The 13310-nt window shown below is 68.0% G+C and carries 12 protein-coding genes; 2 read left to right on the forward strand and 10 right to left on the reverse strand.

Annotation, left to right across the window (positions count from 1 at the left end):
* Nucleotides 1-273: 273 nt before the first annotated feature.
* Nucleotides 274-750 carry a hypothetical protein gene (locus tag WMF36_RS34510; protein ID WP_437575050.1) on the forward strand — a complete coding sequence of 159 codons (477 nt, stop codon included), beginning with the start codon at nucleotides 274-276 and terminating at the stop codon, nucleotides 748-750.
* On the forward strand, nucleotides 747-2441 hold the full coding sequence (locus WMF36_RS34515) for a M23 family metallopeptidase (protein ID WP_437575051.1): 1695 nt from the start codon (nucleotides 747-749) through the stop codon (nucleotides 2439-2441). The genes WMF36_RS34510 and WMF36_RS34515 overlap by 4 nt, the downstream gene beginning before the upstream one ends.
* Here WMF36_RS34515 and WMF36_RS34520 read toward each other — a convergent pair.
* The 10 genes from WMF36_RS34520 to WMF36_RS34565 all read right to left on the reverse strand — a co-directional run bounded on the left by WMF36_RS34520 (nucleotide 2422) and on the right by WMF36_RS34565 (nucleotide 13139).
* Nucleotides 2422-3204 (reverse strand): leucine-rich repeat domain-containing protein, encoded by a 783-nt coding sequence (locus WMF36_RS34520; RefSeq protein WP_437575052.1) that lies wholly within the window; start codon nucleotides 3202-3204, stop codon nucleotides 2422-2424. The two genes, WMF36_RS34515 and WMF36_RS34520, sit on opposite strands and share 20 nt — an antisense overlap.
* 353 nt (nucleotides 3205-3557) lie before the next feature.
* Entirely contained in the window at nucleotides 3558-4028 is a 471-nt protein-coding gene (locus WMF36_RS34525; RefSeq protein ID WP_437575053.1) for a ferritin-like domain-containing protein, read from the reverse strand.
* 232 nt (nucleotides 4029-4260) lie between these two features.
* Nucleotides 4261-4389 (reverse strand): hypothetical protein, encoded by a 129-nt coding sequence (locus tag WMF36_RS34530; RefSeq protein ID WP_437575054.1) that lies wholly within the window; start codon nucleotides 4387-4389, stop codon nucleotides 4261-4263.
* A 107-nt stretch (nucleotides 4390-4496) separates the two neighbouring features.
* Nucleotides 4497-4715, reverse strand: coding sequence for a hypothetical protein (locus WMF36_RS34535; protein ID WP_437575055.1), 219 nt, complete (start codon nucleotides 4713-4715; stop codon nucleotides 4497-4499).
* 163 nt (nucleotides 4716-4878) lie between these two features.
* Nucleotides 4879-5349, reverse strand: coding sequence for a hypothetical protein (locus WMF36_RS34540; protein ID WP_437575056.1), 471 nt, complete (start codon nucleotides 5347-5349; stop codon nucleotides 4879-4881).
* Between the two features lie 68 nt (nucleotides 5350-5417).
* Nucleotides 5418-5792, reverse strand: coding sequence for a DUF4150 domain-containing protein (locus WMF36_RS34545; protein ID WP_437575057.1), 375 nt, complete (start codon nucleotides 5790-5792; stop codon nucleotides 5418-5420).
* A gap of 6 nt (nucleotides 5793-5798) precedes the next feature.
* Nucleotides 5799-6449: a DUF3540 domain-containing protein gene (locus tag WMF36_RS34550; protein ID WP_437575058.1), complete on the reverse strand. Its 651-nt coding sequence runs from the start codon at nucleotides 6447-6449 to the stop codon at nucleotides 5799-5801.
* Nucleotides 6450-6456: 7 nt separating this feature from the next.
* On the reverse strand, nucleotides 6457-7548 hold the full coding sequence (locus WMF36_RS34555; RefSeq protein ID WP_437575059.1) for a pentapeptide repeat-containing protein: 1092 nt from the start codon (nucleotides 7546-7548) through the stop codon (nucleotides 6457-6459).
* A gap of 7 nt (nucleotides 7549-7555) precedes the next feature.
* The gene (locus WMF36_RS34560; protein ID WP_437575060.1) at nucleotides 7556-10642 is read right to left on the reverse strand and encodes a DUF2169 family type VI secretion system accessory protein; all 3087 of its coding nucleotides are present in this window, start codon (nucleotides 10640-10642) and stop codon (nucleotides 7556-7558) included.
* An 82-nt stretch (nucleotides 10643-10724) separates the two neighbouring features.
* A complete protein-coding gene (locus WMF36_RS34565) occupies nucleotides 10725-13139 on the reverse strand; it encodes a type VI secretion system Vgr family protein (RefSeq protein ID WP_437575061.1) in 2415 nt (804 codons plus the stop codon).
* Nucleotides 13140-13310: the final 171 nt, after the last annotated feature.

Here is a 13310-nt window from a genome sequence, read left to right on the forward strand (position 1 = left end):
CGCGCCCTCACGCGCCGCCCTCGCGCAGAGCGTCAAGTCGTCCCGGTCACACCCCGGCGACATCTTGCGCGCGCCCCGTCATCTCTTGGCCAGGGATGTATTTTTTCGACTAGAATCGAGGGTCCCTTTCCGGGAGTGCTCATGCGCGGCGAACCCATTGCTGTTGTTATCCTCCTCTCAGCTGCGGTCGCCGCGTGCGAGCCGGCCGCCCCCTCTTCCGAGACGCCACGCGACCCGACGGCCGCCCAGCCGCTGTCCATTGCGGTGGCGCCGGTGATCCACGCCGTCACCTGGCCCCCTCCCGCCTCGGTCGATCGGAGCGCGCTCGCGGCGCTGCCCACGACGGCGGCGCACGCGGCCAGGACCTCGCAGGTCCCGGTCCTCGTGCCGTCCCGGCGCGCGCTCCTCGCGGCGCCGGTCATCGTGGCCAAGGAGCACTGGACCTCGTTCTGGGCAAGGACGGAGTCGATCACCGTCTCGCTCACAATGACCCGTCTCGCGCGCAAAGTTCCGGGTATTCCACCGCTCCAAGGGGCCCATTCCGTGCGCGGGGCGCCGGCGTTCATCACGGCGAACGAGGGTATCTGGACCGCGTCCTGGCTCGAGAACGGCGTCTCGTACGCGCTCGACGTCGAGTGCGCGTCGCCCGAGGCGCCGCCCTGCGCCTCGGACGCGCTCCTCCGCGAGCTCGCCTCGGAGCTCGTCTACGTGGGCGGCGTCGGCGCAAAGGTGGCGGGAGACAGGCCATGAGCTCCGCGCCCCGCCTCCGCCTCCCCCGCCCCGCCGCGGCGGCCTCGCTCCTCGCGACCGCCGCGCTCGCGCTCCTGCCCACCACGGCCGCGGCCGATCCGTTCTCCTACCATCCGGCCGGCGAGCTCGTCGCCGGCTCGGGAGCGGGGCGCGCCGACGGCGTCGTGTATGCGCCGTCCATGCGCTTTCCCCTCGAGGAGGGCCCGGCGTTCGCGAACTCACAGGTGTACAGCAAAGGCGGGAGCGCCGGCCCGCGCGGCGGACAGTGCGACGCGGACAACTACGCCTATCCGTGGCGCGACAACTACTGCGAGTCGCGGTCGTGGGACATGCCGCTCTGCCCCTCCGGCGCGGGTCACCAGGGGCAGGACGTCCGGCCGCCCACCTGCGAGGCGGGGAAGTACTGGGTCGTCGCGGTGGCGGACGGCATCATCACGAGCATCGGCAGCTACTCGGTGTACCTGACCGGCGAGGATGGGACTCGCTACGACTACCTGCACATGTCCGATGTCCAGGTCTCGCCGGGACAGGACGTGTCGCGGGGAGAGCGCATCGGCAAGGTATCCAACGTCTTCGGCGGCACGCCGACGACGATTCACCTGCACTTCAACGTGCGGCAGTCCTTGAGCGGCGTCGGCCTCGTGTATGTGCCGCCCTACACCTCGCTCGTGGCCTCGTACCAGGCGCTCCTCAACAAGCCCCCCGAGGGCGCCCTGGAGACCGCGGACTGCGCCCGCATCCGCGGCTGGGCCCGCGACCCGGACGCGGAGGGCGCGCCCGGCAGCGCGCGGCTCTACTTCGACGCCGCGGCGACCGACGCGGGCGCCGAGGGCCACACCGTCCCGGCGGACCGGCGCCGGGACGACCTCTGCGAGCCGCCCGGCCCGTGCGCGCACGGCTTCGAGGCGCCGATGCCGCTCAGCCTGCTCGGCGGCGATCACGCCGTCCGGGCCTACGGGGTCGACGCGCTGAGCGGCGAGGCGGTCGAGCTCCAGGGGAGCCCGAAGGCGCTCGCGTGCCCGCTCGATCTGCCCGACGGCGTGAGGCGGCCGCTCGGCGACGTCGAGGCGCTGGGCGCCTGGGGGTTCTCGCGGTTCTGGGACGTCGCCAGCGCGCCGGACGCGGCGCTCGAGGCGCTCCCCGAGGGCGACGCATTCCCGTCGTCGCCGCTGCTCGTGCGCGGCGACGACGGCGCTGCGTCCCTCTGGCTGGTCGACGGCGCCGAGCGGCGGGCGGTGCCGGACGCGGAGGTCGCCGCCGCATGGCGCCTCGATCCGGACGAGGCCCTCGTGTGGCCGGCCGCGCGGCTCGCCGCGCTGCCGCTCGGCCCGGCGCTGCCGCCGCGCCCGTTCCTGGCGCAGGGCTCCGCGCCGGCGCTCTACGTCATCGACACGCCGCCGCTGCCGGGCGAAGGCGGCGGTCCCGGCGCCGGCGGCTCCGGCGGCTCCGCCGGCTCCGGCGGCTCCGGCGGCTCCGGCGGCGCCGGGGGCGCTGCGGGCACGGGAGGCGCGGAGATCGATGCGCCCCACACGAGCGGCCGCATCCACGGCGAGCTCCGCTGCGAGTGCGGCGCGGCCGGCGCGGGCGGGGCAGCGGCGGGCCGGCCGCTCGGGCTCTTCGCCGCGGCGGCGGCGCTCGTCGCGGCGCGGCGGCGGCGCGCTGCCCGGCGTGTCAGCCCTCGTGGATCTTGATCCCCGGGATGCTCCGGAGCGGGCTCGCGTCGTCGACCCGCGAGCCCTCGAGGTACACGTTCTTCAGGGTTTTGAGATCCCGGATCGGCGACACGTCGCTCACCCGCGTCCGCTTCATCTGGAGCATCTCGAGCTTCTTCAGGCCGGCGAGCGGGCCCAGATCCGTCACCTCGGTCTCGTCGATCTGGAGCTCGGTCAGGCTGGTGAGGCCGGCGAGCGGGGAAAGGTCGTTCACGGGCGTGCGGCCGATGTCGAGCCGGTCGAGCTTGACGAGGCCGGCGAGCGGGGAGAGGTCCTTGACCAGGGTGGCCGAGACGCGCAGCGACTCCAGCCGGAGCAGGCCCTTGATCGGGCGGAGGTCGTCGATCTTGCCCGGCGGCAGGTAAAGCCCCTTGACGCCCGTGAGCTCGGGGAAGAGGCAGGGATCGAGCTCGTCGAGCCCCTGGGCGTCGGACAGGTTCATGGTCTTGATGTTCTTGAGCTCGGCGCGCTTGATCGGCCCCTCGGGCTTCTGAAGCTGCTGCCGCACCTTGGCCTCGAGCGCCGGATGCGTGAAGGTCACCGGGTCGCTCTTCGTGCACACGACCTCTTTCTTCGGCGGCGCGCTGGCCGCGGCTGCCGGGCTCGCGGCGGGCGGCGCGGAGGCAGGCGCCTGAGCGGCGGGAGCGGCCGAGGTGGCCGGGGCGGCGGGCTTCTGGGGCTCGTCGCAGCCCAGGAGGGAGACGGCGAGGCCAAGGGAGGCAAGGACCAGAGGACGAATCATCGCGGCGATGATACACGAGACGGCGGAAGAAAACCGCCGGCCATCAAGGACGCTCCTGGCTCGAATCGCCGATGTCCGACAGGTCCTCGCCCAGCGTGCCGGCACGCCAGGCGCGCTCGCGGGGGAGCTCGAGTGGGCGCGAATCGACTCCGAGCGTTAATCTTCGATCTGGACGGAGTCATCGTCGGCACGGAGCTGCTGAACGCGGAGGCGAAGCGGCCCACGTTCGAGAGATACGGGATCACGATGATGCAGAAGGAAGCCAGCGCCGGCAGAAGGGCGGACAGCCCCTCACGAGCTCTGGTCGCTGCTCGGGATCGAGGCAGGCAGCGCCGAGTAGACCGGGGCGCTCGCTACAGCGGCAGGAGCAGGAGCCCTTGCCGGGAGTCGAGCTGCTCCGAGAACCACTCGCGATGACGCCGCTCCACCGCGAGCGATTGGCGGAGGAGGTCGCGCGCACGGTCGGAGAGACCTTCACGGGACGATATCATCCGTTCGTAAGCGGCGCAGCTGTCCTCCTCGTAATGTCTCATCGCCTCCAGGATGGCGCGATCCCCGACCATCCCGTTCGTCAGCGCCTTGCACTTCAGCTTGGGTCGGACGACGGTCTCCACGGGCGGGTCGCCGAGCTCGTGGGCCAGGGCGGCGAGCGCCTCGAGGTGGCGCTCGTGATCGTTCAAGAAGGTCGCGAGTCGGCTCTTGTCGCCTGGGCGGCTCATCCGTGAGAGCGCCGCTCGTAGCGCGTCCACCGCGGACCAATTGAGCTCGATCAGTTCAGTCAAGGACCCGATGAACGCGGCTTCGCCGCCGATCACGGACGCCATGGAATATCGCTCCTCTCGCCCTGGAAGCAGGACCGCCCGCGAAGAGAGAGGTGGGCGGGTGCTTCTCCAGGTCGTCGATGCTCGCAAGCCCGGTGCCGGAGCCCGCCTGTGCAGCGGCTATCCATCGCGGCGCGCGCATCGTCCAGGAATCCCGCGCCTTTCCACGCTTGTCGCCGCCCGCCGTGCCCGCGACGGCCTCTCCGGGGCCAGGGCGCCCGGCGGATGCGAAGGCTCAGCCCAGATCGAGGCCACGGTCGCGCCGCGCGAGCCGGACCAGGACGGAGCCGTGAAACGCCGGGGGCGCAGGAGGAGGCGTGCTCACGCCGGGCGAAGCGGCGAGGCCCGAGCGCGTCCTGGACATGAGCGCGCCTCTGCCTCGAGGAGCGGAGGCCGCGCCGCCGAGGTCAGGAGCGGGTGAGGAGCTCGGTGGAAGGGAGAGGGCGGGCAGCGCCAGCGAAGGAGGCGATGCTACTTCTTGCCGAAGAGGCCGCCGAGGGAGCCCGCGAGGCTGCCGACGTCCAGGTTGGCGATGGCCGGGGCCGCCGCGCTGAGCGCGGTGTCGACGTGGGCGGCGAGCGGAGCGGGGAGCTTCTCTTTGAGGAAATTGACCACCGTCTCCACGGCCACGCGGGCCTTGTCCTCCGAGATGCCAACCTTCTCCGCGACCTGTCGTACGAGCTCGTCCATGGCCTCGACGCTCATCCTTTCTGCGCGACCCGCGCATCCGGGGGGAGCATCCACGCGCCGATCGGCGCCGGCAAGCGAATTCAGCGCCGCGCGCTCGGTGACGTGGTCCCTCGCACCAGCGCCGGCGGGCGGCGGCTCACGGCGGAGGCCGCTGTTCGAGCGCTCAGCGAGCGTTGCAGGCGAAGATGTGCTCGATGGCGTCCACGCACATCTGCTCCGCCACCTCCTGGGTGATCCGGGACAGCACCCGAAATCGCGTGAGCTCGGTCAAGGTCTGGCGAACGTTGACCTCGGCGATCACCTCTCCATCGCCCTCGGCGTCGGCGCTGGAGAAGAGGCGGATCAGGTTGTTGGCGTCCGCCGGCACGCCCCGGAGCAGGATGTGAAGCTCGATGCTGGGGGCCTGTTCGCCCACGTCACGCTCGATCCGGTAGGCATGGCCCGACGAGGCGAGCTCATCGCCGATGGCCTCGAACGCGGGCACGATGATGTCGGCCAGGATCCGCCGAAAATCCCCATTGAAACGCTCGCGCCGGTCGGGCAGGTCAGACCCGCTCGCACCCTGGTCCAGCCGATTTCCGTATTTTTTTTGAATGATCGCCAAGCGGACGCGGGCGTGCTCATTGATGGCCATGCTTGTGTCCCTCACCGGGCAGAACAGCGCAGGGTCTGGGGTCGTCCTCGCGGACGACCGGGCGGACGTCAGAGAAGCAGAACCTTGACCTGGCTCGGGACGATGGTCGTACCGTTCGTGTTGATCTGGTTCTGAATGCCCGTGGCGCCGAGCCGCACCGCCGGCTTGTTCTGCACGAGCAGCTTGGGATAGGGGACAAGACGCCGCGAGGGGCCCATGAAGCGACGGGAGACCACGCCGCCGAGGACCCCGGGGTTATCGCCGAAGGAGATGGGAATGGTGGTTTGCAGGGTATGGGCGGGACCGCGTCCCAGAAGGACTTTGCGCGCGAAGGCCGTCCCCATGGATTTGTTCGCCATGTTTGGGTACGGGACGGGCCCAGGCAAGCAGACATCCGGGCAGCCGAAGTCGAGTCCACCGCCCGAGGTAATGGCAAAGCACATATTCGGTCACCCTACCTGGATCTGGTCGCCATCGATCTTCACGAGGTGCGACGCGGTGATCTTGGCGTTCTCGCCGTGGATGGCGAGGTTGCCCTTGGCCGCGTAGTCGATGCGCTCGGCGCGCACATGGTCGGCCTCTTCCACGATACGGTAGGAGCGCTTCACCCTCTGCAACAGCCGTTCGAGCTGCGAGTCGAGGCTCCGGCCAATCAGCTTGGCCCGGTCGACCTCCGCGCGGACCGCCTTGCCGAGGAACGAGAACACCTCCAGCGCGACGTGCCCCTCCTTGGCCTGGACACGGAAGGTCGACGCGACCATGGAGAGGTCCTTGCCGGAGTGCACGTGTACGCCGTCCGGCGCTGCGAGGCCCAGCGAGCCGCTCCGCAGACGAATCTGGAGATCCCCTTCGGAGACGAGGTGTGAGGGCGCGCCTTCCTCCCGCTCGAGGACGGCGAGGATGTAACGCGCGCCGTTCACGGTGGCAAGGAGCACCAGGTCTCCGGTGGCGGGCTCCAAGAGACAGCTCGTCGCCCGCCTCGCGCGGACCTCGCCCTCCTCGGTCTCGACGATGTACGCGGAGTCATCGAGACGGATCACGGCGCCGTGCTCGCCGTAGGCCGCCTGCTCGTACTGTCTCTTCCTTGCTACGCTCTGCATGGTTTCCTCATGAGTGAGGGGTACTTTGACCCCCGGCGGGCCTCCCGAGAACGTTGGCCTGCCAGTCTTCTGCTTCTTTGAGATCCTGGTCGTCGCCGTGCGCCAGCGCCTTGCTCGCCGGCCAGATCGTGCCCTTGTCGTTCACACGATGCAGCCGCGCGCGCGATAGCGTCGCACCGGAGAGGTCAGCAAAGGACACGTCGGCGTGGGTGAGGTCTGCATAGCTCAGGTCTGCCCGGCAGAAGCGGGCCCCCGGGCAGCTCGCCCGGTGCCAGACGCTCGCTTCGAGCCGCGCGCCTGAGAAGTTCGCGACGTCCGCGCGCGCATCGACGAAGAGCGCCTGGCTCAGGTCGGCCTCGGCGAGGCTCGCGTTCATCAAGGTCGCCTCGACAAAGACGGCCATGCGGGCGGTGGCTCCATCCAATCGAGCCGCGGTCAGGTTGGCGCCCGTGAAGTTACATTGCGTCAGCGTGGCCCCGGAGAAGTCGCAGCCGTGCAGGTCGGCGTTGGTGAATTGCGTCCTGCTGAGGTCCATCCGACGGAAGTCCTTGGGCCCCATCCGCACCTCGACCAGGATCGCCTCCACGAATGTGGCGCCCGTGAGGGTGGCCTGGGACAGGTCCTGACGGAACAAGACGACCTTGGTCAGGTTGGCCTGCGAGAAGTCCGCGCCTCCGACCTCGGCCTGAAACAGGTTGGCGTCGGTCAGGTTGACACGGACCAATCGGGCGTTCTTGAGGTTCGCTCGCGAGATGTCGGCCAGCGAGAGGTCAGCTCCGGTCAGATCGGCCGATTCAAGATCCACGTCCGATAAGCCCGCTCCCACCAGCGAGGCGCCGGCGAGCACCCCCCCCGCGAGCGTACAGTTCACCGCGCTGCCAAGGTGAAAATCCAGCCCCTGCAGGTTGGCGCCGGTGAGGTCACAGCGGTGAAAGATCGCCTCGCGCACCTTGACGCCCGCGAGGTTGGCGCCCGTGAAGCGGACATCCTCGAAGATCCCGCCGGAGAGGTCGAGACCCGAGAGGTCGCGGCCCGACAGGTCCAGCTCCGAGACGACCTCGCCTTGTTCAATCAGCTCGCGCAGCGCTTCCCTATCCATGTTGCCTCTAGGCCTGTATCAACCGAAGTCGCTTGAGGTTGGCCCCCGCGAAGCTCGTGTCGCTATCTCCAACCATCCGGTCGGCGCACACACCAAACAGGTTGGCTTTCTCGAAGTTGGCCCCACGGACGCAGGCATCGTTCATGACGCTCTGCCTCAGGTCGGCGGCGTAGAGGGACGCGCCGGTGAGGTTGGCTCCGGTCAGCATGGCGTCGACGAGGTTCGCGCGATCCAGGGCCGCCTCGGTCAAGTCAGCCTCGTTGAGCAGCGCGCCGCGCAGGTCGGCGTCGGAGAAGTCGCTGCCGCAAAGGCGCGTCCCCATCAGGTTCGCGCCGGTGAGCGTCGCGCCGCCGAAGTCTGCGCCCGCGAAGGACGAGCCCTTAACGCTCGCGAGGTCCTTCGCCATGACGTTCCGGAAGATGGCGCCGTCGCCCTCGACGGCGATGAAGGTCGCGGAGCTCAGGTCGACCCCCGTGAAGTCGACATCGGTCACGTTCACCTCGTTGAACGTGCACCCCGAGAGCCGCGCGCCCACGAGGCGCGCTCCCGTGAGGTCCACGTTCTGGAAATTCGCCTTCTCTGCGACGACGTGCTCCAGGTTGGTATCGCAGAAATTGGCCTCGGAGAGGTCAGCACCCGAGAGATTGGCGCCGGACAAGTCCGCTCCCCAGAGGTCGGCCTTGGCGAGCACGGACTCGCCGAGATCGACGCCTCCAACGGCCTTCACGTCCCGCAGGCACGCCGAGCCGAGATTCACCCCATCGAGCTTGGCCTCCGAGAGATCCGCGCCCACCAGGGTTGCGTGCGCCAGGATGGCCCCTGTGAGCGTCGCCTTTCGCAGGTTGCTCCCGGTGAGGAAGGCCGACTCGAGGATGGCCCCCGAGAGGTCGATCCCCTCGAGGTCGAGATGAGAGAGGTCGGCGCCCGTGAGGTCGCACCCCGCAAAGCTCCGCCCCTCCTTGTGGCCGGCCTCCACTTCGTGGCGAAGTCGCAGAGCTTCCTCGCTGTCGAGGGGCGCGGACGCCGGCAAGAGGTGCGCGAGCAGCGGCCCTCCTTCGCCCCGATCAGCGAAGAACGAAGACCTCTCGTCCAGTCCCTCCGCAAACGCAACGTCCTCGTCCCCCGTGAGCTCACCGCCCAGGCCCTCGTCCTCTGGCAGGGGGTCGCCGGCTGGCGCCTCGGGCAGGGCGTGGGCGACCTCGGGCGCCTCGTCGGGGAGGTCGTAGGTGCCGTGGAGGTCGGCTTCATCGGCGGCCTGGGTTTCGTCCTCGAACGCTCGCCAGTCCACCGTCGACACGAGCTCTTCGGTCTTCTCTGGCGTGACGCCCTCGCTCTCCAGCGCCTGCCGCAAGCGCTCGCGGATCTGCGACACCGCGACCTCGCTCGGAGGCTCGGCGGCGCTCTGACGCGCTTTCGCGAACAACGCATCGACGTCGACCCCGTGCACCTTCAACCCAGTGCGGGTCTTGCTATCGACCAAGCTGACCAGGGCCTCCTCGGATTCATCGAGGGGCGCCAGGTCGTCGGAGGGGCCCTCTTGCGCGAAATGCGCCTCCGGATCGATGCCATGGTCCCGCAGGTGCTTCCTGGCCCGTTCCACGAGCGCATCGCGCTCTCGAAGCGCTTCGACGTCCTCGTCGTCGTCTGCCGCGACGGGGGTTGTCGTCGGGGCCGTGGACGCGATCGGCTCCGCGTCCTCCTCGTGATTTACCCTGGCGTCCGCCTCGGACCACGCGAGGCTCTCCTCTTCCTCAGTGTCCTCCGGGAAGTCCATGGCCGGCTCCGCGTCGTCCTCGCCGGCTGCGGCGGCGAGGTGCTCGGGGTCGATCCCCATCTCGGCGAGCTCGGCCTCCATCGCCTGGACGTCGGGGTCCTCCTCTGCTCCGGCTGGGCGGACACCGGTGGCGACGACACCGGCCCGAGCCGCGGCCACGGCCGCGCCCTTGACGGATCGAGCCGGAGTACCTCCCAGGAACCCCTCCCGCCTCAGCCTTGACGCGAGCCCGGAGAGCTTGTCATCAGGCAGCGGCGGCGCCTCCGGATCCTCGGGCTCCGGCATGAGCATGTCGTCTTCGTCATCCGGGAGGGCGTTGTTCAGGGGGCCAAGCCGGGGGGTCAGGTAGTCATGGTAATACGCGACCGGCCTGGGGGCGCCCATGGCTTCGCAGGCAACCAGCACGGCCACCACGTCCTTCGCGTCGTCCGAGGTGATCTCGATGCCGCCGCGAAAGAGAACGACTCCCCGCTCGCGGTGCGGGAACAGGCGCACCGTGTCGAGCTTCATGGCAGGCTCGCGGATCGCCACGCCGTCGCGCGTCTTGAGGCAGACGAAGCATCGGCTCGAGACCCCGGGGAGGGCGCCTTCAATCCGAGGCTTGTCGGGGTGCATGTTCTCGACCACGAAGGTCTCGTCGCCCCGGAAGAACCCGTCGATCTGCTGGTCGTCCGGGGCCATGTTGAACAGCGTCGGGTCCAGATCCCGCGCAAAACCGGGGAAGCACTCGTCGAGCCACGCTTTGTCGTGGGTGCCGATCTTGGAGAACCTCTGGGGCCAGGTCAGGTCGTAGCCGTCGAGACCGGCGGGCGTCGGGCAGTCGTTGCGTGCGTGGATCAGGTGCTTGGGCGACTCGATGTTGGGGAGCGGTGCGCTCTTGTCGCCGTGGCCCTTGCCCAGCGGGTTCCTGGCAAAATCCTTTCCGCCGAAGGCGTTTCGCCAGGTGACGGGCATCTCGGTAAAAGGCGTCGGATCCGACATGCCCAGCAGACCCCACGTTCTGTCGCCGATGACATAGAGGCTCTTGTTGATGGGCCCGAGCTGGACGCGGACCGAGCTCGCAGGGCGAGCGATGCGCCCCGGCGGATAGCAGCGGCCCGTGACGAGGAGCTCGCCTCGGGTCTTGGGATTGAACTCGTCGAGGAGGCCATCTTCGCCGAGCTCCTCCGCGGCCATGGTCCAGACCGTCGGCTCATAGAGCAGCCGGGCCGGCCGATCATAGGAGAAGCCGACGAAGGTGGTGACCAGCAGGTGCGGGGTGCGCTGGTTCATGAAGACCCTCGGCAGCACCCCGAGACGCATGGGTTTGACGATTTTCATCCGGCGGAATCCAGGGTAGCGGGCTCGATGGTTCGTGCGGCTCAGCGGTGGGCGCGAGCCGGTTCCACACGCAGCAGGTGGATCACTTCAGGATGTGCAAATCCGCGTTCGAGAGGCCGAGGCGGGTCTTGATCAGATGGATCTCGGACGAAGCTTTGTAGCCCTTCGTCGCGATCTCCGCCACGTTCAACTTCTTTATCTCCAAGGGGGAGCGTTTGAATGCCAGCCCCTTGATGTTCTCGTATTTTGTTCCGTGGATGATCTCGACGCGCGACCCAATTTTGGTCGTGTAAAGGCCGGTCACGACAGCTTCGGCGGGGCCCCTGACAGTCTTTTGGCTCGGTCCAACGATTGTGGATTTTCTTGGGCCAATGACCTTGGTGGTGCTACTACCTCTGATCGTTGTGTTGCTCGCCCCTACAACAGTAGTTGTTCGCCCTGCGTAATAGTTGTTGGTGGCGGGGCCGCGGATGTCCGTTTTTCGCGCACCTGTAACATCGGTCTCGCTACGACCGTTGATCGTCGTTTTGTTCAGTATGTCGACCGTCGTCTCTCGACCGGCGAGGAAAGTGCTCCTGTCGTGACCTCTGATATGGGTGGTACGCCTCCCAAGGATATTCAACTCGCTGCTGCCCATGATCCGTACGTCGCGATCGGCCAGGAGCAAGGCCTCGTCGTCACCCTTGATCTTCGTGGTCCGCTTCCCCTTGATGAAGGTGCTTCGGTTCCCATGAACGGTCGTCTTTTCATTGCCAAAGATGCTTGTCCTGCGATAGCCCAGGATCACGTTCTGTGAGTATCCAGCAATGAAGTTTCCGGAGTATCCCCCGGTGACGCTCAGACGGAAGCCCCCCACCACATTCTCGGAGATGCCCACGGTGAGCGCCGTTCGGTTGCCACACACGACGTTCTCGGAGGAGCCTCCGATGAATGTGAAAGCGTGGCCCTCCGTCTTGACTTCATACGTCGCGCCGGCGTTGGGCGCCCCCATTCGGACGTAGGTGTTCGCATGGGGCGTTGACAGGGTGATCCGCTCTTGCCCGGCCTGGTCTTCCAGCTCGAGCCGGTTCCGCCCGCCCGTCTGGATCACGTTCCGCGTATTGTTCCCCGCCGTGACCGGGCTCGGCGTCAGCGCGTTGGGCGCGACCCCGACGATGGCCGGCCGGTCGGGATCGCCTCCAGCAAAGGCGCACATGACCTCGACGCCAGCTCGCAGCGGGAAGTGGAAGCCCTCGATGCCACCGCCATGGGGCTGAAGCATCCGAACCCACGTCGACGCCTTTCCCCCGCTCAGGTCGCTCTCGTCGAAGAGAAACTTGACCCGGTAGCGGCCATGGCTGTCGATCTGGGCGTAGTCGCTGACCGCCGCGCCGTCGACGACCGCGGTCTCGGTGCCGTAGATGCGCGGCCACTCGGTGACCTGCGGCGCGCGGAACTGCACCGTCGCGGCGATGGCCTTGGCCTCGATGCGATAGAGGTCGTCCCACGGCGCGAGCGCGCGAAGCTCGGGCATGTCCGGGGCCTGGTTCGACCAGTGCTCGACCTCGGTGGTCAGATACTTCGTGTTGAACGCGGCGCGCGGATGGTCCTCGAGCTCGAAGGTGAACCCAGGAAGCAGCATCGACGCCCCGCCCATCGCCTGGTAGACAACGCCGGCCGCGGAGAGGCTCTCGGCCTTGACCCGCGCCAGCCGCTCCCCTTCGCCCGCCGAGAAAAAGCGCGCGCCGTACAGGCTGACCTCACCAAAGCCGTTGGCGCAAACCGACGCCTGCCCGGCGACCGGTACGGCCGGCGTGGCATAGTTGTAGTCCTTGAGGCGGACCGAGGTGGGCATGGCGTCATGCCGGCAGGTGAAGGCGTAGACGGAGTCCTTCGCGGTGTTGGCACCGCCGGGTTGCGGGTAATAACGAGCAGGCTTGTTGCCATAGGGCTGGTGGCCGGACCGATCGTCGGTCAGCACCAGCGTCTCGCCGCCCTCTCCGTGCTCGAAATAGTAGTAGATGCCTTCGCGCTCCATCCACCGGGCGACGAAGGCATAGTCACTCTCGCGGTACTGGCAGACGTGCTCTTCGGCGCTGTACGCGCCCCGGAGCTGGAAGGCGCAGTCCGTGACGCCGCCCTGTTGAAGAACGCTTTGAATGATCGTCGGGATGGTCTTCTCGCTGAAGATACGGCTGTGAAGCGACAGGGTAAGCAAGGCGAGGCGCGGGACCATGGTGGCCCGGAAGACGCACCGACCCGCAAAGTCGTTGATGAGCTCGATCCTTCCCAGGACGCCACTTCGAAGGAAGCGCTCGCCGCCGTCGCTCCGCTCCAGGGAGATGGTCAGCGGCTTGCCTACGGCCGCGGCCATATCAAAGCTATGGCCGACATCGTTCGTCATCACCAAGTAGAGCTCGAAGCGATAGAGCTTCGAGATGCCTTCGGTGCCATGAAAAGCTACGAGCTTGGTGGAAGACGGCAGGGCGCTTGAGTGAACGACAAACATGTCGGGCATTGGGAGCCTTACGGGTGGGGAACAGCTGCGGGAAGAGAGGACGCGCGCCATGTAGCGTAGACGGAAATTGTGTCGATCGTGTGTCGGTACGCCTGCTTGTTGCTGTCGTCCAGCGAGGCGCCGGTAACCGATCGGAAATCCCCGTGGGGTCCGCTCGTGATCTCGTCATGC

Source organism: Sorangium sp. So ce887 (genome assembly GCF_051521455.1).
In the GTDB taxonomy this organism is placed as follows: domain Bacteria; phylum Myxococcota_A; class Polyangia; order Polyangiales; family Polyangiaceae; genus Sorangium.